Source organism: Xanthobacter versatilis (genome assembly GCF_043193975.1).
Classification (GTDB): Bacteria; Pseudomonadota; Alphaproteobacteria; order Rhizobiales; family Xanthobacteraceae; genus Xanthobacter; species Xanthobacter autotrophicus_E.
This window is the reverse complement of sequence record NZ_JBAFVB010000006.1, coordinates 272,253-295,000: the sequence shown is the minus strand read 5'-3', so window position 1 is coordinate 295,000 and position 22,748 is coordinate 272,253. Positions and strand designations below refer to the sequence as shown.

Genomic DNA, 22,748 nt, shown 5'->3' with positions numbered 1-22,748 from the left:
CTGACGCGGGGACCCCTCCAAAGGCTTCCCGGACGCTCCCGGCCCGCCCATTTGGCGGGCGGAGCGTCCCCGAGCCGCACGGCGGTCAGGGTGTGGGGAAGCCTTGCGCATTTTGGTGCGGCTCCGACAGTGGTCTGCCTGACGAAAATGCGATGGACAAAGAGATAGGGCATTTCCTGCGACCCAGCGCGGGCGGAAAGTGCTCTAGGTCCGGTCTGATGGCGGCTCGGCTGCCATCCTTCCTTCCAGACGGATGTGTCCTGCGGCCGGCGATCAATCGCGCCGGGCCGGAGGGCATCTTGGAGCGGCGGTGCCGCTTGCGTACATGGCTGGCCCACGGATCCCTGCCCGTGGGCAGATCCCGCAATAGCGGTCCGCAAGGCGCTGCCCTGTAGCGGTCGCAGCGGCTTTGATCCCGCTCCGCCGCTGCCGCCCTTGCCGCCTGCGGAGCATGGGACTATAGCGCCTGCACGGTCCCGGCCTGGGCGGTTAGCTCAGTTGGTAGAGCATCTCGTTTACACCGAGAGGGTCGGCGGTTCGAGCCCGTCACCGCCCACCAGGCCCGCCGCTTTCCCCTTCTCCAGCTTCGGCCATGTACGCGGTATCGACCCGCGGACGTCAGACCGGGCGCGCCGCCGATGCGCCGATGTGGAACCGGGAGATTCGTATTCGGGCTCTTCCACCCGCCTTCGGGCCAGCCGCGCGCGTGCGTCGCGGTCTCGGCGGAAAGCTTTGCCGCGACTGGATCTTTATGCGGCCTGTGGACAAGTTCGGCGCAAAAAGTGCGGGTGTTGCTTGACTTGCGCAGAGGGCTGCCGTACCACGCCGCTCTCTTCGGCGGCACGGTTCGTCCGGCGCCGGTTCGGGGGGGTGTAGCTCAGTTGGTTAGAGCGCCGGCCTGTCACGCCGGAGGTCGCGGGTTCGAGCCCCGTCACTCCCGCCATTCATCCCAATATCTTGCGACAGTTTCCCGGTAGGCTGTGACACTTTTCCAGCCGGCACCGTGACACTTTTCGTGCAAGTTTCGTCCCTGACCTTCGCGCTTGCGGCCTTGCGTTGTATCGCTATCGCTTTGGCCGGGCCTTGCGTTCCGCCGGTGAGACGACGCACTTTGGGCCTGTTTGCCGATAACCTCCGATCCATGACCCTTCCCAGCCCTTCATCCCGTCTCTTCCGGTCGGGCATGGTGCGCCGCTTCGCTGTCGGCGTGCTTGGCCTGCTGATGCTCGGCGCCCCCTTCGTCTCCGGTCCCGCCTTGGCCTGTCCCGATGACGTGCGCCCCGCGCCGCCCCTGGTGCTGGCGCAGGCCGCCAGGGTGCGGGCCGAGGGACGGCCGCTGCGCATCCTCGCCATCGGCTCCTCCACCACCGCCGGGGCGGGGGCCTCCAGCACGGCTGCCAACTACCCGAGCCAACTGGCCCTGAGGCTGGAGGCGGCGCTGGGGGAGGGGAGCGTCGAGATCACCAATGCCGGCGTCAACGGCGAGAGCGCGCCCGCCACACTGCGCCGGCTGGAACTGTTCCTGAAGACGCCGCCGGTGCCGGACCTGGTGCTTTGGCAGGTGGGCACCAACGATGTCATCTTCGGCGGCGATCCTGTGCGGCTGAAGCAGCTGGTGGGGGCTGGGCTCGATGCCATTGCGGCGGCGGGCGCGGCGGTGCTGGTGATCGACCAGCAATACTACCCGGCCATCATGAACCTCGACCGCTACGAAAGCTTCGTGGCCGCCGTGGGCGCGGCCGCTTCAGAGCGGGGGGCGCCGCTGCTCCCGCGCTACCTGATGATGAAGCAATGGGCGGCACAGGATCCGGCAGGGCTGCGCGCCACGCTGGCCTGGGACAGCTTCCATTCCAACGACAAGGGCTATGCCTGCCTTGCCGACCTGCTGGCGCCGGCCATCGTGTCGGCCATGGCGGCGCCCGCCACGGCGCCACAGGGCCCGCCGCAGGCCAAGGCGACCCCGCCCAAGGGGGCCAATGCCAGGCAGCCGGCGGCCGCTCCGGCCCTGCGCTGAGGCCCGTCGGGAGGTCTGGGGCGGCTGCCGTTCTCAGGCACTCACGGCAACCGCTCCAAACTCCTGCCTTGACGCGTGTTCTTCACCCGAACCGGTGTCGGCTTCGCGCGAAGGCGCTCTAACGGCCGATCCGGGCGATGAAGTCCCGGGCGGCGGTCAGGTCGGCGGAGGTGAGGCCGTGGCTCGCCGGCAGCGTCTTGTGCTCCACCTTTCCGCCGCGCGCCGAAAGCAGGGTCGCGAGCCGTGCGGCATTCTCGGCGGGCACGATGGGGTCCATGGCGCCGGAGAGCATCAGCACCGGCGTTGAGGGCAGGTCTCCGGCCGGCGGGTCGGCGAGTGGCACCATGGGGCGCAGCAGCACCGCGCCGGCAAGCGCCTCGGGCCGCAGCAGCATTATGGCGGCGGCGATGTTGGCTCCGTTGGAGAAGCCCACCGCCACCGGCGCGGCAAGGCCGTAGGCGGTGCGGGCGGCGGCTATGAAGTCCGCAAGATCATGGGCGCGGCGCACCACGTCGGCTTCGTCGAACACGCCTTCGGCAAGGCGGCGGAAGAAGCGCGGCATGCCGCCCTCGCTCACCTGCCCGCGCGGCGATAGCAGTGCCGCGCCAGGGGCGATCATGCGGCCGAGGGGCAACAGGTCGGTTTCATCGCCGCCGGTGCCGTGGAGCAGCAGCAGCGGCGATGCTGCCCCGTCCGTGGCGGGCTCGAAGCGATGGGTGAAGGCGAGGGCGGGCGCGTCCCGGGTGAGGGTCGAAGCCATGGGAAGATCCTCGCGGCTGGGCCGATCTGGTCGGCACCGCAGCCGCCGTTCATGAAAGGGGCAGACACCCGGCCGCACAGGGCGGCCGGGCAGGGCAGGGTCAGGCGACGGCGGGCAGGGTCGCCTCGATCTCGGCGCGATGGGCCTCGTACTGGGCCGGCAGCTTCAGGGCCTCGCCGAGGCTTTCGGGGGCCTCGTCCACCGCGAAGCCGGGATCGTCGGTGGCGATCTCGAACAGCACGCCGCCTGGCTCGCGGAAATAGACCGAGCGGAAGTAATTGCGGTCCCGCTGGCCGGTGACGCGCGCCCCGTGATGGGCGGTGAGGCGCTCCACCATTTCGGCCTGGGCAGCATCGTCGGCGGCGCGGAAGGCGATGTGGTGCACGCTGCCACGCCCCTGCCGGCCCGACAGGAAGCCGCCGGCCTCGCGGATATCCACGATGGTGCCGATCCCACCGTCCTCCGCCCCGCCCGCGGTGAAGCGGATGCGGGTACCCTCGCGGCCGGTCTCGGCAAAGCCGAACACGTCGGTGAGGATGGCGGCGGTGGCGCCGGCCTCCTTGAGCAGCAGGGTGACCGAGTGCAGGCCGCGAATGGCATGCTCCGCCGGCACCTCGCCGCCGGTCCAGGCCGGCTCCGCGTCGATGCCGGGGACCCCCACCAGGGCGAGGCGCATGCCGTCCGGGTCCTTGAAGCCGATCACCGAGGCGCCGAAGCGCTTCTCCGGCAGCTCCGGGGCAAGGCCTCGGGCGATCAGCCGCCCGGTCCAGTAGCCGATGGAGGCCTCCGGAATGCGGAACGCCGTCTCCTGGGTCTCGCCGACGCCGGCACGGCCCTCGTCCGCATGCTCCCACGGGAAGAAGGTGAGGATGGAGCCGGGGCGGCCGGCGTCGTCGCCGAAGTAGAAATGATAGGTGCCGGGATCGTCGAAATTGACGGTCTTCTTCACCAGCCGGAGCCCGAGGGTGGCGGTGTAGAAGTCGAGGTTGCGCTGGGCCGAGCCGGCGATGGCGGTGACGTGGTGGATGCCGTTGCTGGTCATGATGGCGATCTCCTCGCCGGTGGCGTCCGGCGTTGGAGTTAATTTAAGCAATGAACTGATGATATAAAGTTCGAGTTCATTGCGTATATGCAATGTAGAAGTGCGAGGCTGGCGCTCTCGGTGTGGCTTCGGCGGAGCCTTCTGGGGGCGACCGGCGGTCGCTCATTGCTTTTCCCGGGCAGCGATGCCCAATGCCGGTGAGGCGCGCGATCGGTGCTGTCCCGGATGCGGGTGGGTGGCGACGGGCGGTCTCGCGGTTTCGGCCAAGGCGACCTCGGACAAGGGGTCGCGCAATCAAGCCGCTCCCCCGGGGGCTTCATGCCGGGCGGCGGTCGGGAGGTTCCAATGACGACATTCAGGACTCATGCGGTCCGGCTCGCTCTTCTGGGGGCGGTGGCAGGCGCCGGGCTCATGGCGAGCGCGGGCTCCAGCCAGGCGGTGGTCTATTGCCGGGCCGTCGGCTACCCGAAGGGATGCGTCGTGCGTCCCACCGGCGCAGTGGTGGTGCACCCGGCGCCGGCGGCGGGCGCCGTCGTGGTCGCCCCGCGCCGGGTGATCTATTGCACCCGTCCGGGCTACCCCCGCGGCTGCGTGGTGCGTTGAGTGTCGGCCCCGGACACCGCGGCCCGGGAGGCGCCGCGGTGTCCGGGGCGTTTCGGCTGGCGCAAAGTTGATGCGGTAGCAAGGTGACGCAAGACATGCGTGCCTGTGGCAAAAATGCTCTTCCTGTCAGGAAATGTTCAGTCTGCCGGACGTTTCCAGCCGCTGCGGAATCCCTTTTCCGGAGGTGAAGTGTTAAGGAGCACTTAAGGGCAAGGGGCGGGGCCTTGCCAGCAAACGCCGGAGAGATCAGGCATGCTGGTAGTGCGGACACATGCGGAAATCAGAAAGCGATCGGTCGCCCCGGCGATGGGTCTGAGGCGCGCGGTGAGGGCCCTTGCGGTGGGCGCCCTGGCTGTCGGTGCCATGGCGCTGAGCGGCTTGCCGGGCATGGGCGTGGCGCCGGCCGTTGCGCAGCAGACGGCGGTCGCCAATGCCGATCCCGAATTCAATACCCTGTTCCAGCAGTCGCTGAAGCGCCCGTCGGACGTGGAACTCGCCTTTCGGCTGGCGCGGCGCGCCATCGAGGTGGGCGACTATGAAGCCGCCATCGGCGTCTACGAGCGGATCCTATTCTACAATCCCAATCTGGTGCGGGTGAAGCTGGAGCTGGCGCGCCTCTATTACCGGCTCGGCGCCTACGAATCCGCCCGCTCCTATTTCGAGCCCATCGCCGAGGCCCCGGCGCTCACCAGCGCCGAGCGGGACAATATCGCCGCCTATCTGGTGGAGATTTCCCGGCGGCTCGATCCCAACCAGATCACCGTCTATGCCCAGGTAGGCGTGCGCTACCAGTCCAACGCCAATTACGGCCCGTCGAGCCGCCTGGTGCTCGGGCAGGATCTCACCGCCCTGCTGCCGCCGGGCGCCACCAAGCAGGCGGACGGCAATGCCTTCGCCCTCGCCACGGTCCGCCATGTCTATGACTTCGGCAACCAGCGCGGCGATGTCTGGGAAAGCAACGCCAACCTCTATTATTCCCAGCAGTTCCAGCTGGAGAACCTCAATCTCGGCTATGCCGAGTTCAACACCGGCCCACGTTTCGCGCTGCTGCCGGACCAACTGCCCGGCTCGTCCATCCGCGCCTATGTGATCGCCGGTGGCATCGCGCTGGGTGGCGACAGCTATCTGGGCACCTATGGCGCGGGCGTGTCGCTCTACGCGCCGTTCAGCATGTATTTCGCCATCGAGCCGTTCGCCGAGGTGCGCCAGCGCGAGTACCAGAACTCGCGGGACTACCCCACCGCCAGCCTGCAGAGCGGCGACATGTGGACCCTTGGCGCCAACCTCTCCGGCCGGCTCACCGACGCGTCCGGCTGGCGCGCGCGCGTCGCCTACAACAATGCCAGTGGCGACGTGCCCTGGTATTCCTACGACAACTTCGCCTTCGACCTCGCCGTGCCGGTGGAATTCCAGGGCTTGTGGGGCGTGCGGCGGTGGGTGGCGATCCCGAGCGTCGGCTATTCGCGCTACAGCTATGACGCGCCCAATCCCTACATCAACAGCTTCATCACCCAGGTGAACGACCAGTATCGCGTGGGCCTCGCCCTCGATGTGCCGGTCCACGAGCAGTGGGGTCTGCTGACGCAGGTCCAGTACAGCTGGTCGCAGTCGACGCTGCCGAACTACGCGTTCGACAATTTCAGCGTCACCGTCGGCCCGAACGTCCGGTTCTGAGGAGCGCCGCACATGCCCATCAGCACCCCTGCGCGGCTTCTGGCCTCCGTCGCCTCCCTCGCCCTCATCGCCGCCACTGGCCCGGCGCTCGCCCAGAGCCAGTCGGTGGGCACCGCCGCCGCGGTCAACCCGCGCTCCACCGGCTCAGGGACGCGCACGCTGGAGCTCGGCTCCAACATCGTCCATCGCGAGCGCATCGAGACCAGCAGCACCGGCAGCGTCCAGGTCCTGTTCGTGGACAAGACCACGCTGAACATCGGCCCCAATTCCAACCTCCTGATCGACGAGTTCGTCTACGACCCCAACGCCAAGAAGGGGTCCATGGCCATTTCCCTCACCAAGGGCGCGGTGCGCTTCGTGGGCGGCAATGCGAGCCATTCGGACGGGGCGGAGGTGAAGACCCCGGTGGCCACCATCGGCATTCGTGGCGGCGTCGCGGCCATCCTCCATCGCGACGGCGAGACCCAGGCCATCCTCCAGTTCGGCACGCTGACCATCGTCGGGCCTTCGGGCGAGACGGTGGTGGTGCGCCGGCCCGGCTTCATGGTCACGGTCAACCGCGCCGGCATCACCGGGCCAACCCGCGTGCCGCAGGGCCAGATCGACGCCATCATCGCCCAGACCCGCAGCCGCACCGGCCAGAACGGCGGTCGGCCCGAGCCGACGCCGGACGTGACCGGCATCGACCGCGGTTCCAGCCATCCCTGTTCCATCCCGGTGCAGGGCCAGACCACCATGGATCTGGCCGCCGCCTCCTGCCGCTATGTGAACACCGACCTGAAGGGCGAGGCCGACCTCGTCGCCCAGCAGGCAGCGCAGCAGAACCAGGCGAACGTGCTCATTCCGCTCGTGCCGCAGGCGCCGTGCCCGCCTTACAGCTACAATTGCGGCGGCGGCGGTCCGGGTGGCTATTTCGCGGCAGGGCCGGTGGTGGTGCCGCAGCTGCCGCAGGGCAATCCCGGCGGCATCGGCGGCGGCATCGGTGGCTTCGGCCGCCCGCGCGGCGTCCTGGCCGACTGAGCGGGCATCGACCGAACCCGGCGCCGCGGCGCTGGCGGCCGCGGCCTGACCAGTGGCCGCGGTGCGCTGCCAGGGCCCGACAGAAAACTTGCCAGCAGGTTCGCTCGCGGCCGCTCACAGCAATGCGAGACAGCGCCGGGTGAGCACGTCGAGGGGATCCTCGGCCAGCATCGCCCGGTGCATGCGCCCCGCCGCCTCGGCCATGAGCAGGGCCTCCTCGTCCGCATGCATGGCGCGGATGGTTTCCACCGCCACCCGCACCCGGGGATCGAACAGCGGCACATTGTGGCTGAGGCCGGCGGCAGCGAGGCACTCGCCGTTCAGGTAATGCTCGCCGTGGACGCTGAGCGTCACCTGCGGCACGCCGGCCAGCAGCGCCTCGGTGGCGATGCCGGCACTGCCCTGGTGCAGCACCAGGCGGCTGCGCGACAGCACCTCGGCCATCTGCGCCGGCTTGGCGTGGACATGGACGCCGGCGGTGCGCAAGGGCTCGGTCAGGCCTTCGGCGGCGCCGGGAATATGGATCTCCAGCTCCGGCCCCAGGGCGCGCAGAGCCTCCATCACATCCGGGCGGCTCGCCACCTGGACGTGAAGATAGGCGAAGATGCCGCGCGCGCCGGGCCGCATCCGGGTGAACGGCGTGCCGAGAATCGGCCCCTCAGCCTGCCGCTCCCGGAGGTCCGCATAGGGGTCGATGAGCGGGAAGGTGCGCACGAACACGTCGTCCCCCGCAAACAGGGCGCCGATGCGCGGCAGCTGTGCCATGCCCTCATCCGCGAGCGCGCTGTTGACGCTGGCCAGAAGATCGGCGTCCCGGTGGACCGGCGGGGCGATCTCGTGCAGCACCGGCATCTGCTCGAGGTCCGCCGGCGGCAGGCAATAGGCGGTGCCGGCCTGCATGATGGCGCAGCGGCCCTGCGCGGCGGGAGCGGCGAGGGGGGCGTAGTCGCACACCATCAGGTCGGGCTGCTCCGCGTCCAGGATGGCGCGCCAGCCCCTTAGTGCCATCCGCACGCTGGCAGGATCGCGCAGGCCGGCACGCCCGAGGCTGTCGGAGAGGGTGGCCGAGGCGGGCACTGCGTCTTCGGGGCGCTGGGGCGGCGGCGGCCAGATCGGCGATTGGATCACCCGGATGCCTGCCTCGGCGAGGGGGGCCGACAATTGTGGATAGCGGACCGCCGCCACCACCTCGTTGCCTGCGGCCATGAGCCTGCGGCCGAGGCGGGAGAGCTGCGTCGTATGGCCGAAGCCGGCTCCCTGCTCCCACGCCAGCAGCACACGCTTCGCCCGCATCGTCCGTGATCTCCCTGACTGCTCTCCGGCGCTTCCGGGATGGCGGAGGCGGAGCCACTTGTCCAGCGCACCGCAATGCGCAGGATCATTGCGCAGGACGGCGACAGGATGCTCAATGGGTGGGCAGATTTACCCTGCGCTCGGCGAGGCGCGGAGCCGGCCTTCCGGAACGCGAGCCGGCCGGTGCAAAGCGCGGAACCTTGGCACGCGGGTTGCTGTTCCCGCGGCAGGCCGACGACACAGGTCACGCCGCGCCGGGGTGGATCTGGCGCGGACAACGCCACAGGACCGGAATCCCGGGAGGAGCCTTGCATGACGCCGTTACGTACTCTTCTGGCCGCCGCGCTCACCCTTCTCGCGGTGGCGCCGGCCGTGGCCGAGACCGACGTGAAATTCGCCCTCGACTGGAAGTTCGAGGGGCCGTCCGCGCCCTATTTCGTGGCGCTGGACAAGGGCTACTACAAGGCGGAAGGCCTCAACGTCACCATCGACTCCGGGCCGGGCTCGGTGGCCGGCATCGCGCGGGTGGCGGCGGGCACCTATCCCATCGGCTTCTTCGACATCAACTCGCTGATGAAGTTCCGCGACCAGAATCCGGACAAGGCGGTGAAGGCCGTGCTCATGGTCTATGACGAGCCGCCCTTCTCCATCGTCACGCTGAAGAAGACCGGCATCGCCAAGCCGAAGGACCTGGAGGGCAAGACCCTGGGCGCCCCCGCGCCCGACGGCGCCTTCGCTCAGTGGAAGGCCTTCGTGAAGGAGAACGGCATCGACGCCGACAAGGTGAAGATCGAAAACGTGGGCTTCCCCGTCCGCGAGCCCATGCTGGCGGCGGGCCAGGTGGACGCCATCACCGGCTTCTCCTTCTCCTCCTTCTTCAACCTGCGGCAGAAGGGCGTGCCCGCCGAGGACATCGTGGTAATGCTCATGTCCAAGTATGGGCTGGTGCTCTACGGCAACGCCATCATGGTGAACCCGGACTATGCCAAGGCCCATCCCGAGGTGGTGAAGGGCTTCGTGAAGGCCACCATCAAGGGCATCATCGAGACCGCCCGCGATCCCAAGGCCGCCATCGCCTCGGTGATGAAGCGCAACGAGACCGCGGACGAGGCCATCGAGTTGGCGCGCCTCGAAATGGCCCTGCGCGACAACATCGTCACAGCCTGGGTTAAGGCCAACGGCGTGGGCGACGTGGACCCGGCGCGGCTTGCGAAATCCATCGATCAGGTGGCCGTCACCTACGACTTCAAGGCCAAGCCCACGGCGGCGGACATCTTCACCGGGGAATACCTGCCGCCGGCGGCTGAGCGGAAGCTTTAAGGCCTCAAGCCGTAAGGGCGATCAGGAGCGGTGATGCGCATCTATGGGATGAACGGGTCGGGCAATTGCTGGAAGGCGGCGCAGATTCTGAGCCTCACCGGCCACGACTTCGAATGGGTGGAGACATCGAGCGGCGCCGCCGGTACCCGCTCGGCGGATTTCCTCGCACTCAATGCCATTGGCAAGGTTCCCGTCGTCGTGCTCGACGACGGGACGGCGCTGAGGGAAAGCAACGCCATCCTTCTGCATTTCGCCGAAGGCACGCCGTGGCTGCCGCCGCCCGGCCTTGCGCGCACCCGCGTGCATGAGTGGCTGTTCTTCGAGCAGTACAGCCACGAGCCCTATATCGCCGTGGCGCGCTATCTGAAATCGTGGCTGCGGCAGGCGCATCTCCACGAGGCGCGGCTGGCCGACTGCGCCACCCGAGGTGCCGCCGCGCTGGATGTGATGGAGCAGCACCTTGCGGGCGAGCCATGGCTCGTGGGGGAGGGGCCGACCATCGCCGACCTCGCTTTGTTCGCCTACACCCATCGCGCCGAGGAGGCGGACTTCGACCTCGCGCAGTGGCCGGCGGTGCTCGCATGGGTGGATCGGGTCGCCGCGCTGCCCGGCATCAACCTCATCCCGCCGCTCGACGAGATCCTGCCCCGCGCAAGTTGACGACGGCGGCCATGCGGCCGCTCCAGATCCGAAAGGCCCGTCGTGATCGCCCTCGACAACGTGACCCTCACCTATCCCGGCCGAACCGGCCCGGTGACGGCGCTGGCCGGCACCACGCTCCATGTGCGGCGGGGCGAGTTTGCCGCCGTGGTGGGGCCGTCCGGCTGCGGCAAGTCCACGCTGATGAAGCTGGTGACGGGCCTCATCCGCCCCACCTCTGGCACCGTGGCGGTGGAGGGCAAGCCCGTCACCGGCCCGGTGAAGCTTGCCGGCATGGCGTTCCAGAACGCCAATCTGCTGCCGTGGCGCACCGTGCTCGCCAACGTGATGCTGCCGCTGGAGATCGTGCCGCCCTATCGCCAGCGTTTCTCCCGTGACAAGGCCGCGTTCCAGGACAAGGCCATGGCGCTGCTCAATGTGGTGGGACTTGGCGCCTTCGCCGACCGGTTTCCGTGGGAGATGTCCGGCGGCATGCAGCAGCGGGCCTCCCTGTGCCGTGCCCTCATCCACGAGCCGGCGCTGCTCATGCTGGACGAGCCGTTCGCGGCGCTGGACGCCTTCACCCGCGAGGAATTGTGGTGCGTGCTACGCGACCTCTGGCAGAAGCTCGGCTTCACGGTGATCCTGGTGACCCACGACCTGCGCGAGGCCGGTTTCCTCGCCGACACCATCCATGTGATGAGCGCGCGCCCCGGCCGCATCGCGGAGACGCGGGCGGTGGACTTCCCGCGCCCGCGCGATCTCGATGTCTGCTACACGCCGGACTTCACCCAGCTGGTGCACGAACTGCGCGGCAAGATCGCCGAAGCCCGGCAGGCGGCGTGAGATGAAGATGAAGCTCTCCGCCGAGGATATCGCCCCCGTCGCCTTCACCGTGGGCCTGTTCGTGATCTGGGAGGCGGCGTGCCGCCTGTTCCGGATCGACACCTTCATCCTGCCCGCGCCCACCGATATTTTCGCCGCCATGGGCAAATACTGGTGGCCGCTGCTCAAAAACTCCTTCGTCACCCTGTGGACCACCATGGCCGGCTTTGCCATCGCCGTGGTGTTCGGCATCGCGTTGGGCATGGTTGTGGGCTGGTCGCGCACCATCTATCGCGGGCTCTACCCGGTGATGATCGGGTTCAACTCGGTGCCCAAGGTGGCGGTGGTGCCCATCCTCATCATGTGGTTCGGCATCGGCGAGATCCCTGCCATCCTCACCGCCTTCCTCATCTCCTTCTTTCCCATCGTGGTGAACGTGGCCACCGGCCTTGCTACCACCGAGCCGGAGCTGGAAGACGTGCTGCGGGCACTGGGCGCCTCCAAACTCGACATCATGCGCAAGGTGGGCATCCCGCGCACCGGCCCCTATCTGTTCGGGGCGCTGAAGGTGGGCATCACGCTCGCCTTCGTCGGCGCGGTGGTGTCGGAGACCATCGGCGCCAATGCGGGGGTGGGTCATCTGATGGTGCAGGCGGGTTCCAACTTCCAGATGCCGCTGGTGTTCGCGGGCCTGCTGGCGCTCGCGGTGGAGGGCATCCTCATGTACGCCATTTTCGCCGCCTTCGAGCGCCGCATGGTGGCCTGGGCGTTCCGCTCCTCCACCGGCGCGGGAGGCTGACCGGGTGGCCATCGCCTTCGTGCTGAACGGCGAAAGCGTGCGGGAGGCGACAGCTGCCCCCTCCACGACCGTGCTCGATTATCTGCGCACAAGAGCCCATCTCACCGGCACCAAGGAAGGCTGCGCCGAAGGCGATTGCGGCGCCTGCACCATCGCCATCGGACGGGCGGATGGGGAGGGGGTGCGCTGGCAGGCGGCCAATGCCTGCCTCATGCTGCTGTCGCAGCTCGACGGCGCTCTGGTGAAGACGGTGGAGGGGCTGGCGACCGGCGATGCGCTGCATCCTGTCCAGCTGGTGCTCGCCGAGAGCGACGGCACCCAGTGCGGCTTCTGCACGCCGGGCATCGTCATGTCGCTCTTTGTGCTCCAGCAGGACGGGGCGGCGGATGACGCAGCGATACACGAAGCGCTGGCCGGAAACCTGTGCCGCTGCACCGGCTATCGCCCCATCGTCGACGCCGCCCGCGCGCTCTGTGCCGCCCCTCAGGCGAGCGAGCCAGCCGTGGCCGCGCCGCGCCCGAGCACGGCCCATGGAGCGGCTGGCGAGTTGCACCTGTTCCCCGACAATCTGGCCGATCTCGTCGCCCTGCGCGCCACCCATCCGGAGGCCGTGCTGATCGCGGGGGCGACCGACCTCGGCCTCATTGCCTCCAAGCAGCGGCGGGGTTTTTCCCTCGCCATCTCCACCCGCCGCGTGGCCGAGCTGAAGCGTGTCACGCGGGAGCCGGATGGCCTCGTCGTCGGTGCGGCGGTGACCTATGCGGACGGCCTCCCGGCAGTGGAGGCGGCCTTTCCCGCCTTCGGCGCGCTCATCCGGCGCATCGGCTCGCGGCAGATCCGGGCGCTGGGCACCTTCGGCGGCAATCTCGGCACCGCCTCCCCGGTGGGGGACACCCTGCCGGTGCTGCTCGCCCTCGACGCGCAGGTGGAACTGGCCGGGCCGGCGGGTTCCCGCTGGATGAAGGTGGACGATTTCCTCACCGGCTATCGCGCCACGGCATTGGCGCCGGACGAGGTGATCGCGGCGCTGCGCCTGCCGTACCTTGCCGAGGGCGAGCAGCTTCACGTCTGGAAGCTCTCGAAGCGCCACGACCAGGACATCTCCACGGTGCTCGCCGCCTTCCGCGTGCGGATCGCCGACGGCGTGCTGGTGTCGATCGAGGCCGCCTTCGGTGGCATGGCCGAGCGGGCGAAGCGGGCACGGGCGCTGGAAGCCGCTCTCACCGGTGCCCCGTGGGGCGAGGCTGCGCCCGAGGGTATCGAGGCGGCGCTCGCGGCCGATTTCGCCCCGCTCTCCGATCACCGCGCCAGCGCCGCCTATCGCCGGGCGGCGGCGGCCAATCTCGTCCGGCGGTTGCATCTTGCCACCACGCGACCGGACGTGGCGATCGAGGTCCACGCCCTATGAGCCGCGTGGTCCATGCTCCCGCCCGCCACGAGAGCGCCAGCGCCCATGTGAGCGGGCGTGCGCTCTATCTCGACGACATGCCGGAGCCGCCCGGCCTGCTCCATGGCGTGCTGGTGCTGAGCCCGCACCCCCATGCGCGGATCGTCTCCATCGACCTCTCCGCCGCCCGTGCCCTGCCCGGCGTGGTGGCGGTGGCGGCCGGCGAGGTGCCCGGCATCAACGACATCGCCCCCATCCGCACCGGTGAGCCGGCTCTGGCGCAGGGGGTGGTGGAGTATGTGGGTCACCCGGTCGCCGCCGTGGCGGCGCCGACGCTGGACGAAGCCCGCGCCGCCGCCGCTTTGGTGAAGATCGAATACGAGAAGCTGCCCGCGCTCCTCGACCTCGAAGAAGCCCTCGCCGCCGGCGCGCGCGTCGCGCCCGACCAGATGGTGGGGCGGGGCGATGTGGATGCCGCGCTCGCCGCTGCCCCCCATCGCATCACCGGGGAGGTGTGTTGCGGCGGGCAGGATCACTTTTATCTCGAAGGCCAGATCGCCATCGCCGTGCCGGGGGAGGACCGCGACATGCAGGTCTATTCCTCCACCCAGCACCCCACCGAGGCGCAGCACGGCGTCGCCCATGTGCTCGGGCTGCCGTTCGCCGCCGTGACCGTGGAGGTGCGGCGCATGGGCGGGGCGTTCGGTGGCAAGGAGAGCCAGGCCACCATCATCGCCGCCATCGCCGCGCTGCTCGCCCATCACGCGCGAAAGCCGGTGAAACTGCGCCTGCCGCGCGACGTGGACATGGAGGCCACCGGCAAGCGCCATCCCTTCCGCATCCGCTGGAATGTGGGCTTCGACGGCGAGGGGCGTCTCGCCGGCCTCGACCTGGAGCTTGCCGCCGATTGCGGCAATGTGGCGGACCTCTCCCCGGCGGTGGTCTCGCGCGCCCTGTGCCATGCGGACAATTGCTATTTCATCCCGGCGGCGCGCTATCGCGGGCTGCTGGTGAAGACCAACACCGTCTCCAACACTGCCTTCCGCGGCTTCGGCGCGCCGCAGGGGATGCTGGCCATCGAGGCGGTGATGGAGGCCATCGCCCGCCATCTGGGTCGCCCCATCGAGGAGGTGCGGGCGGCGAATTTCTATGGCGACGCCCCGCGCAACCTCACCCCCTATGGGCAGGAGGTGGAGGACAACATCATCGCCGAAGTGGTGGCCGAGCTTGACGGCAGGGCGGACCTTGCCGCGTGGCGGCGCGACATTGCGGCTTTCAATGCGACGAGCCCCATAATCCGCAAGGGTCTCGCCACCATGCCCATCAAGTTCGGGGTGTCGTTCAACCTGACCACACTGAACCAGGCCGGCGCGCTGGTGCACGTCTACACCGACGGCTCGGTGCACTTGAACCACGGCGGCACAGAGATGGGGCAGGGCCTGTTCGTGAAGGTGGCGCAGGTGGTGGCGGACGCCTTCGGCATTCCCCTCGACCATGTGCGGGTCTCCGCCACCAGCACCGCGAAGGTGCCCAACACCTCGCCCACGGCGGCGTCCTCCGGCTCCGACCTCAACGGCATGGCGGCGCTGATCGCGGCGCAGGAGATCCGGGGCCGCATGGCAGGTGTGGTCGGCGCCCGTTTCGGGGTGCCGGCGGAGGACGTGGTGTTCGCCGACGGGCGGGTCAGCGCGGGCAACCAGAGCCTCTCCTTCGGCGAGGCGGCCAAGCTCGCGTGGCAGGAGCGGGTGCAGCTCTCCGCCGCCGGCTTCTACAAGACGCCGAAGATCCATTTCGACCTCGCCACCGCGCAGGGCCGGCCCTTCTATTATTATACCTATGGCGCGGCGGCGGCCGAGGTGGCGGTGGATACCCTCACCGGCGAGGTGCGGGTGCTGCGGGCCGAGATCGTACAGGATTGCGGCCGCTCCCTGAACCCGGCCATTGATCTGGGACAGGTGGAAGGCGCCTTCGTTCAGGGCCTCGGCTGGCTCACCTGCGAGGAGCTGAAATGGACCCCTGAGGGCCGCCTCGCGACCCGTGGCCCCTCCACCTACAAGATCCCCGGCTCCCGCGACGTGCCGCCCGATTTCCGTGTCCACCTGCTCGATCGGCCCAACCGGGAAGAGACGGTGCTTCGCTCGAAGGCGGTGGGCGAGCCGCCCCTGATGCTTGCCATCTCGGTGTGGCTTGCCATCCGCGATGCCATCGCCAGCGTTGCGGGGGAAGGACCCATCCGCCTCGATGCGCCGGCGACGCCCGAGCGGGTGCTGGAGGCGGTGGCGCTCCGCGGGGGCCATGCCGGGGCCGGATAACCCACGGGCAGGCACGATTCCCGTTGCCTCCTGCGCCCCGCGTCGGATATCTCCCCCAACGCCCCGCGCCACAGGCCGGCGGGAGGACGCGACGCAAAGGACGAAACAGATGGCGCTTTTCGATCGGCTACCCGCCTTCCGCCTGTCCGGGATCTCCGCACTGATCGTGTCGGCCGTCGCGTTCGCCGTACCCGCCGCCGCCCAGACCGCCGCCGCGCCCTCCACCGATGCCCCGGCCACGGTGACCCGCTCGGTCCATGACGACTGGACGGTGCGGTGCCAGGGCGAGGCCGAGAAGCGCGCCTGCGAGGCGGTGCAGACCCTTCAGCCCACGGGCGGCTCGGGCATCCTCGCCCATATCGCCGTGCGGGCGGACAAGGGCGGCCCGGTCCGCCTCATCGTCCTGACGCCGCCCGGCGTGTGGCTGCCCACGAACGTTGCCCTGAAGGTTGCCGGCGTCACCGACGTGGTGCTCACCTTCAAGCGCTGTGGCCAGTTCTGTGTGGCCTCCACCGAGCTGGACAAGGACCAGTTGGCGGCGCTGAAGGCCAGCTCCGGTACGGGCGACCTCGTGTTCGAGGACGGCTCGCGCCGTCCCATCATCCTGCCCCTGTCCTTCAAGGGCCTCGGCGCAGCCATGGAAGCCAGCCTCAAGGGCTGAGGCGGCTTTCGGCCGGCGGAGCTCGGCGCACCGACTCCGGTGGAATGGGGCGTTGGTATTGAATTCATAAAGACGGCTTCGAGCCGAGCGCCGCGACGGCGCCGTCGCCTCAGTTGGCCGGCGGCGTCGGCGGAGCGGCCTTGCGTCCGGACGTGCCGTCCATGGCCGGCTCGGCGGCGGCGGTGCCGGCGCGCCCCTTCACGGCTTCCAGCAGCGGCAGCGCCGCGCCCGAACGCTCGATGAGGCTCAGGGGGTCGGCCATCACCATGGGGGTGTCCCATGGCCCACGCACGCTGAAGGGCAGGTCCACGCCGGCGGTCGTGCTCTTGCCGGAGGGGAGAACCAGCGAGGCATGGCCGGCCAGGTCCAGGGACCGCTCGGCGATGGAGATGCTGCCCTCCATGCCCAGGCGCACCTGCTTGCCCTGAAGCTGCATCTCTTCCACGGTCCCCACCCCGTCGGTGATGGCGATGCGGCCGGACAGGTCGGTGAAGGCGGTGCGCCCGCCGCGGGCGTCGCTGGTGGCGGAGAGCGGGCGGCGCTCGATGCGCTGGAGCACCTGGGCCACGTCGAGCCCTGCCAGATACCCGTTGCCGGCGGAGATGGAAGCGGTGCCGGTGAGGGTGCGGGCGATCTCCACCACATTGCCGCCGGCACCCGAAACCTCCACCTGAAGCGTGCCGGTGCCTTCAATGCGACGCATGCCGGCGATGTCCTCCAGCGACCGGCCGAGGTCCACGTCGGTGGCTTCCGCCTCCAGCCGCACCTCGGCGCCGGTGGCGCGCCCGTAGGGCAGGGCGGGATCCGGCGGGCCGGGCGCAAGGCTCAGCGAGGCGCGCAGGAGCCCGCCCCAGCCGGTGGCCTCGCCCAGCACCATCACCAGCCGGCCGCCGGTGAGCACGGCGCTGGCGGCAACGGTGTTCAGGGTGGTCTCGTCCGCCACCACACGGCCGGCGGACAGGCGCAGGTCGAGGTCGAAGCCCTCAAGTGGGGATAGGTCGATGGGGCGACGGTCCCAGTTGCGGCCGTTGTCGGTGGTCAGGTGGATGCCGCCATAGGGGGTCAGCGTGATCTTGTCGGCGGCGAATGTGCCCTGCAGCACCGGCCGGCCCTGAACCAGCTTCAGCAGGAAGGCGCCGTCGCCGCGATTGCCGTCAAGGTCCAGCGACGCATCGGTCAGGGCGAGCCCGCCATCCTCCAGCGCGAGGTGCGTGGATAGGGCGAAGGGGCCGAGGCCGCCACGGGTGGGCGGCTCGATCCCGGCCCAGTCGAGCAGGTCGCGCAGGGCATCGGCTTCCGCCGACAGGGTGCCGGTGAGGACGGGAGCGGTGCCCAGCGCCGCGCGACCCTGGAAGCGCGCCTCGGCACCGGTGGCGGCCAGAACCACCCGCGCCGGCGAGGGCGTGCCGTTGAGAAAGCCGGCAGCATCATCCAGCACCAGGTTGACGGTGACGCGCTCGTCGCGCCAGTCGAAGGCGGCGCCAAGGGCGAGGCCACGTCCAGCCACCACCCGGTCGAGGTTGGCGGTAAGGCCGCTGACCAGTTCCCGCGTCAGCCCGCCTTCGGACCGCCAGGCGATGGTGCCGTCCACGATTCGCAGCTCAGGCCAGTGGGCGGCGGCGAATATGGGCGCGACCGCGAGGGCCGGGGTAAGGCCGCCGCCGGTCAGCACCAGGGTGGGATGCTCCACGATCACGTCGTCCACCTCCACCCGGCCGGCGAGGAGGTGCCAGATGTCGAGGCGTGTCACCACGTTCTCGGCGTCGAGGGATTGGCCCGATGGCAGGGGGAAGGAGACCTTGCCCAGCACCACGCGCGGGGAAGGGAAGAGGCGCAGCGCTGGTTCGCCGAGGATCACCACCTTCTGTCCCGTGGAGCCGGCGAGCGCGTGCACGGCGATGCGGCGCAACTCGGCACCGGGCACCACCAGGGGCAGGGCGGCCGTAACCACCAGTAGCGCGGCCGTGATCGCGCCGATGACGATCGCGACCACCACGCCGGCACGGCGGGCATTTTTTCCAAGGCGCAACATGAAGATCTTGATGGCTCCGATGGCGAAGAGCGCCGCCCGCATACGGTGCCTCCGACCTCGATACGGAGCGGAACCATCTGAGCCGTCTGTGTCGCTTTGATGGCTCCGGCGGGCGCAAGCGCGGCCGATGCACGCCGCGCTTGCCGTCGGCCATGCCGCAGCGTCAATCCGTCCCGGACGGTGAGACCCCTTCGGATGGGGACGGGCTGCTGCTGCGCCCCCGCCCCGCCGACGAGCGCAGGGCGGACGCTGACATGCGCGCCAGCAGAATCACCGGCCCCAGCCCGACCAGGAGGATGACGAGGGCGGCCAGCGCGCCGTCTTCATAGGTGCCGCGCGCGGCCTCGCCATAGACATGGGTCGCCAGCGTCTCCAGCCCGAGGGGGCGCAGCAGCAGGGTGGCGGGCAGTTCCTTCATGGCGTCCACGAACACGAGCAGCGCGGCGGTGGCCAGCGCCGGGCGCAGCAGCGGCAGGTGGATGCGGCGCACCGTGCGCGGCTTGGACGAGCCGAGGCTCCGGGCCGCCATGTCGAGGTGGGGGGACAGCTTGGCGTAGCCCGCCTCGATGCCGCCGATGGGGATGGCGAGGAAGCGGATGGCCAGCGCCATCACCAGCGCCGCCCCGGAGCCGGAGATCAAAAGCCCGGTGGAGATGCCGAAGCTCTGGCGGAGGAGATGGTCCAGCGCATTGTCGAAACCGGCGAGCGGGCTCAGCAGCCCCACCGCCAGCACCGTGCCCGGGACCGCATAGCCAAGGCTCGCCACGCGGGCAAAGCCGGAGGCCAGCGGCGCACGGGTGAGGCGTTGGGCCAGCGTGACCACGAGACCGAGCGACAAGGCGAGCGTGGTGCTGGCGAGGGCGATGCCCGCAGTGGTGGCCGCCTCGCCGAAGATGCGTTCCGGAAAGCTGGTGTCGGCCATCCGTCGCACGGCTGAGATGGACAGGTGCACGAAGGGCACTACGAAGCCCAGCGTCACCGGCACGGCGCAGAACAGCGCCGCGCCGAGGCCGGCGAGGCCGGTGAGGCGGGTGGGGGCCTGCGGGCGGGCCGATCCGGTGGCGACGAAGCGCTTGGCCCGCCGCGCCGCCCGTTCCACCAGGATCAGGACGAGCACGAGGGAAAGCATCACCAAAGCGATCTGGGCCGCGCCGGGCAGGTTCGAGCGGTTCACCCAGGTGGTGTAGATGGAGACGGTCAGGGTACGCACGCCGAGGAATTCGGACGCGCCGATGTCCCCCAGAGTTTCCAGCAGCACCAGGGTGAGGCCGGCGACGATGGCGGGCCGGGCCAGCGGCAGGCCGATTCTCAGGAAGGCGCGCCAGCGGCTTGCCCCCAGCGTGCGGGCGACTTCCAGTGCCGCCGCCGATTGCAGTACGAAGCTCGCGCGCGCCGAGAGGTAGACATAGGGGTAGAGCACCGCCGAAAGCACGAGGATGCAGCCGCCGGTGGAGCGCACATCCGGCAGGCGCAGGTCGCGCGGGCTGGCGATGCCGAGGACGGCCCGTAGCGCCTCCTGCACCGGGCCCAGCGGATGCAGCACGTCGAGATAGGAGAAGGCGACGATATAGCCCGGCACGGCGAGGGGCAGCAGCAGCGCCCACTCGAGCACCTTGCGGCCGGGAAAGGCGCAGGTGGCCACCAGCCACGCGCACGGCACCGCGACGGCAACAGTCGAAAGGCCGACGCCGAGCAGCAGCAGCCCCGTCTCCATCAGCGCATTGGGCAGCACCGTGGCGATGAGATGGGGCCACATGTCCCCCGAGCCTTCTGCCGCGATCACCGCGAGGCCGATGAGCGGCAGAAGGACGACGAGAGCTACCAGCCCCGCGGCCAGAAGCAGGGGGGAGATCCGCGCCGGCAGGGCGAAGCGGGCCGGGCGCGGTTTCGGGATAAGGACGGCGTCGGCCACTTCAGCCCCGCTTTCAGTCCGGCGGCGTCAGTTGTCGAAGCCGACCTTGTCGATCAGCTCGCTGGCGCGCTTGCGGTTCCTGGCGATGTCCACCAGCGAGATGGTGTCCACCTTCAGCGGGCCGAGGTCGGCGATCACCGGATCGATGGTGGCGGTGGCGAGCACCGGATATTCAAGGTTCTGCTGGGCATAGACCGCCTGCATGGCGGGGGAGACGGCGAATTCCAGCAGCTTCACCGCCTCGGCCTTGTGGGGCGCGTTCTTGGCCACGGCGGCGCCGGAGACGTTCACATGGGTGCCGCCGCCCTCGAAGGTGGGCAGCAGCACGCCGATGCCGTCGCCCCACTTCTTCTGGTCGGGGCCGCCCTTGCCGGAGCGCATGAGGCCCACATAATAGGAATTGCCCACGGCGAGATCGCAGATGCCGCCGAGGATGTCGCGGGCGCCCTCGCGGTCCCCGCCGGCCGCCTTGCGGGCGAGGTTGGCCTTCACGCCGCGCAGCCACTCTTCCGTCTTCGCCTCGCCGTGATGGACGATATAGGCGGCGACCAGCCCCACATTGTAGGGGTGCTGGCCCGAGCGGATGCAGATCTTGCCCTTCCACTTGGGGTCGGCGAGGTCCTCATAGGTGATGGCGGAGAGCTTCACCACGTCCTTTGCGGTATAGACCAGCCGCGCACGCAGGGAGAGCGCGAACCAGTTGCCGTCGGGATCCCGGAGGTTGGCGGGAATGGCGGCCGAGAGCGCGGGCGAGGTGACGGGCTGGGTGACGCCGGCATCCACCACGTCGAGGAGGTTGCCCACATCCACGGTCATCAGCACATCCGCGGGGGAGCTGGCACCCTCCGCCTTCACCCGCTCGGCGAGGCCGTCCTTGATGTAGACGCTCTTCACCTCGATGCCGGTGGCCTTGGTGAAGGCTTCGAACAGGGGGGCGGCGAGGCCGGGCTCGCGGGTGGTGTAGACGTTCACCACCTGCTGCGCGCGCGCGGCGTGGGGCGCCACAAGTGGGCTCGCCAGAAGAAGCGCGCCGCCGGCAAGAAGGCTGCGCGAGAACAGGCGGCGGGACAGCATGTGCTGCGCGAGGACGCGGCATAAGGGGCGGAACTCGGCCATCGGTATCCCTCTGTGCTCCGGCCGCCGCAGGGCCGTCATGGCAAGATGGGAGTGTGGCTAACCCCTCGCTTTGCGTTCCGTCAACGAAGAAGAAAGTGAGCTGAAAACATTGGAAGGCGTCTAATTCTTCTTTGAAATCGTTCCAATTATAATGCCATCCGCCGCAGTCCTGCCGTGGCATCAATTGGCACTTTCGGTGCATTGATGGCCTTGCGGTCGCCTGCTCGGCGGATCTGCGTCACCGACCTTGAATGCTGGCAGGCCCGCCCGCGAGCGCGCCAACCGAGGTCGAACACGAAAAAGCGGTCAAAACGAAAAGGTGGAGAAAACGAAAAAGCCCGGCACGAGGCCGGGCTTCATTCGGAGCCTGTCGCGCGCGATGGCGCAGGCGACTCAGTCTTCCAGCTCGCCGATGTGGTGCTGGGCGTAGAGCTGCAGGCCGAGCTTGGAGACGAGGTCCAGCTGGGTCTCAAGGAAGTCGATGTGGCCTTCCTCGTCCGCCATCAGCTCCTCGAAGAGGTCGCGGCTGGGATAGTCCTTCACCGAGTGGCAGTAGGTGGCGGCTTCCTGGTAGAGCGCCCGCGCTTCCAGCTCGGCGGCGAGGTCGCAATCGAGGATTTCCTTCACGTCCTGGCCGATCCGCAGCGGATCCAGCACCTGCATGTTCGGGAAGCCGTCGAGGAACAGGATGCGGTCGGTGAACTTGTCCGCGTGCACCATCTCCTCGATGGACTCGGCACGCCACTTCTTGGCGAGGGCCTTGTAGCCCCAATTGTCGAGCATGCGGTAGTGGAGCCAGTATTGGTTGATGGCGGTCAGCTCCGAGCGCAGCCCCTTGTTAAGGTACTCGATAACCTTTGCATCACCCTTCATATTCCGCTCCTGAGGCCTGTATGGCGTCTTGTTTGGATTCAGCGTTAGACCAATTCTAATGTCGAGGCAATACCGGTTATGGGGTACCCGCGCAATTTCATTCCGCAGCGGAAGTGGTAAGCCCGAATCTGGGAGTGTAAGTCGTTACTCCGCCGCCACCATTCCGGTGATGGCTGCGACCGGACAATCCTCCGCGCAGGTGCCGCAATTGTGCGCCTGCGCCTGATCCATCAGGGCGCGGATGGTGCGGGCACAACGCCCGCACTGGGGGGAGCAACCAAGACAGCGATAGACCTCGCCGGGGGTGCGCAATCCCTGGGAGCCGGCAAGAGCGTCGAGCACTTGACGGTCTGAAAAGACGTTGCATGAACAAACGATCATGGCCAAGCTCGGAAGGGCTAAATTGGAAAGCTTCTAAAAACTTGTTTCTATTACATTTTTCGCAGGAAACGGAGACCCCCGTCAA

The 22,748-nt window shown here is 69.0% G+C and carries 19 protein-coding genes and 2 tRNA genes; 13 read left to right on the top strand and 8 right to left on the bottom strand.

The window, feature by feature from the left end; genetic code table 11:
• The first annotated feature begins 483 nt into the window (after positions 1-483).
• The 3 genes from V5F66_RS14295 (at position 484) to V5F66_RS14285 (ending at position 2,014) form a co-directional block, all read left to right on the top strand.
• Positions 484-559: transfer RNA gene (locus V5F66_RS14295), tRNA-Val, on the top strand.
• A 307-nt stretch (positions 560-866) separates the two neighbouring features.
• Positions 867-943 (top strand) — tRNA-Asp (locus V5F66_RS14290).
• Between the two features lie 198 nt (positions 944-1,141).
• Positions 1,142-2,014: an SGNH/GDSL hydrolase family protein gene (locus V5F66_RS14285; protein ID WP_394094088.1), complete on the top strand. Its 873-nt coding sequence runs from the start codon at positions 1,142-1,144 to the stop codon at positions 2,012-2,014.
• A 118-nt stretch (positions 2,015-2,132) separates the two neighbouring features.
• On the opposite strand, the gene V5F66_RS14280 is transcribed toward V5F66_RS14285, so the two are convergent.
• Together V5F66_RS14280 and V5F66_RS14275 are read right to left on the bottom strand one after the other, a co-directional pair.
• Positions 2,133-2,774 (bottom strand): alpha/beta hydrolase, encoded by a 642-nt coding sequence (locus tag V5F66_RS14280; protein ID WP_394094087.1) that lies wholly within the window; start codon positions 2,772-2,774, stop codon positions 2,133-2,135.
• Between the two features lie 100 nt (positions 2,775-2,874).
• On the bottom strand, positions 2,875-3,816 hold the full coding sequence (locus V5F66_RS14275) for a ring-cleaving dioxygenase (protein ID WP_394094086.1): 942 nt from the start codon (positions 3,814-3,816) through the stop codon (positions 2,875-2,877).
• Positions 3,817-4,161: 345 nt separating this feature from the next.
• Between V5F66_RS14275 and V5F66_RS14270 the strand changes: the two genes are divergently transcribed.
• The 3 genes from V5F66_RS14270 (at position 4,162) to V5F66_RS14260 (ending at position 7,113) form a co-directional block, all read left to right on the top strand.
• Positions 4,162-4,419: a hypothetical protein gene (locus V5F66_RS14270; RefSeq protein ID WP_012115723.1), complete on the top strand. Its 258-nt coding sequence runs from the start codon at positions 4,162-4,164 to the stop codon at positions 4,417-4,419.
• A gap of 324 nt (positions 4,420-4,743) precedes the next feature.
• Positions 4,744-6,093 carry a tetratricopeptide repeat protein gene (locus tag V5F66_RS14265; RefSeq protein ID WP_394094085.1) on the top strand — a complete coding sequence of 450 codons (1,350 nt, stop codon included), beginning with the start codon at positions 4,744-4,746 and terminating at the stop codon, positions 6,091-6,093.
• 12 nt (positions 6,094-6,105) lie between these two features.
• Entirely contained in the window at positions 6,106-7,113 is a 1,008-nt protein-coding gene (locus V5F66_RS14260) for a FecR family protein (RefSeq protein ID WP_394094084.1), read from the top strand.
• 114 nt (positions 7,114-7,227) lie between these two features.
• Here the strand turns inward: V5F66_RS14260 and V5F66_RS14255 are convergent, their stop codons facing one another.
• Positions 7,228-8,406, bottom strand: coding sequence for a glycosyltransferase (locus tag V5F66_RS14255; protein ID WP_394094083.1), 1,179 nt, complete (start codon positions 8,404-8,406; stop codon positions 7,228-7,230).
• A gap of 312 nt (positions 8,407-8,718) precedes the next feature.
• Here V5F66_RS14255 and V5F66_RS14250 point away from each other — a divergent pair, with 312 nt between their 5' ends.
• From V5F66_RS14250 to V5F66_RS14220, 7 genes are all read left to right on the top strand, one after another.
• Positions 8,719-9,726 (top strand): ABC transporter substrate-binding protein, encoded by a 1,008-nt coding sequence (locus V5F66_RS14250; protein WP_012115727.1) that lies wholly within the window; start codon positions 8,719-8,721, stop codon positions 9,724-9,726.
• A gap of 33 nt (positions 9,727-9,759) precedes the next feature.
• A complete protein-coding gene (locus V5F66_RS14245) occupies positions 9,760-10,386 on the top strand; it encodes a glutathione S-transferase family protein (protein ID WP_012115728.1) in 627 nt (208 codons plus the stop codon).
• A gap of 42 nt (positions 10,387-10,428) precedes the next feature.
• A complete protein-coding gene (locus V5F66_RS14240) occupies positions 10,429-11,211 on the top strand; it encodes an ABC transporter ATP-binding protein (RefSeq protein WP_012115729.1) in 783 nt (260 codons plus the stop codon).
• Between the two features lie 7 nt (positions 11,212-11,218).
• Positions 11,219-11,989, top strand: a complete 771-nt coding sequence (locus V5F66_RS14235; protein ID WP_012115730.1) for an ABC transporter permease — start codon at positions 11,219-11,221, stop codon at positions 11,987-11,989.
• 4 nt (positions 11,990-11,993) lie between these two features.
• The gene (gene xdhA, locus V5F66_RS14230; protein ID WP_394094082.1) at positions 11,994-13,397 is read left to right on the top strand and encodes a xanthine dehydrogenase small subunit; all 1,404 of its coding nucleotides are present in this window, start codon (positions 11,994-11,996) and stop codon (positions 13,395-13,397) included.
• Positions 13,394-15,688: a xanthine dehydrogenase molybdopterin binding subunit gene (gene xdhB / locus V5F66_RS14225; RefSeq protein WP_394050619.1), complete on the top strand. Its 2,295-nt coding sequence runs from the start codon at positions 13,394-13,396 to the stop codon at positions 15,686-15,688. Before xdhA ends, xdhB begins: the two co-directional genes overlap by 4 nt.
• Positions 15,689-15,797: 109 nt before the next feature.
• Positions 15,798-16,349, top strand: coding sequence for an invasion associated locus B family protein (locus tag V5F66_RS14220; RefSeq protein WP_394006073.1), 552 nt, complete (start codon positions 15,798-15,800; stop codon positions 16,347-16,349).
• A gap of 109 nt (positions 16,350-16,458) precedes the next feature.
• Here V5F66_RS14220 and V5F66_RS14215 read toward each other — a convergent pair whose 3' ends face one another.
• From V5F66_RS14215 to V5F66_RS14195, 5 genes are all read right to left on the bottom strand, one after another.
• Positions 16,459-18,423 (bottom strand): AsmA family protein, encoded by a 1,965-nt coding sequence (locus tag V5F66_RS14215; protein WP_394050621.1) that lies wholly within the window; start codon positions 18,421-18,423, stop codon positions 16,459-16,461.
• Positions 18,424-18,544: 121 nt separating this feature from the next.
• On the bottom strand, positions 18,545-20,293 hold the full coding sequence (locus V5F66_RS14210) for an ABC transporter permease (RefSeq protein ID WP_394094081.1): 1,749 nt from the start codon (positions 20,291-20,293) through the stop codon (positions 18,545-18,547).
• Positions 20,294-20,320: 27 nt separating this feature from the next.
• Entirely contained in the window at positions 20,321-21,367 is a 1,047-nt protein-coding gene (locus tag V5F66_RS14205; protein ID WP_041577417.1) for a Fe(3+) ABC transporter substrate-binding protein, read from the bottom strand.
• Positions 21,368-21,802: 435 nt separating this feature from the next.
• Positions 21,803-22,282 (bottom strand): bacterioferritin, encoded by a 480-nt coding sequence (gene bfr, locus V5F66_RS14200; RefSeq protein WP_012115737.1) that lies wholly within the window; start codon positions 22,280-22,282, stop codon positions 21,803-21,805.
• A 144-nt stretch (positions 22,283-22,426) separates the two neighbouring features.
• On the bottom strand, positions 22,427-22,663 hold the full coding sequence (locus V5F66_RS14195) for a (2Fe-2S)-binding protein (RefSeq protein WP_081437088.1): 237 nt from the start codon (positions 22,661-22,663) through the stop codon (positions 22,427-22,429).
• Positions 22,664-22,748: the final 85 nt, after the last annotated feature.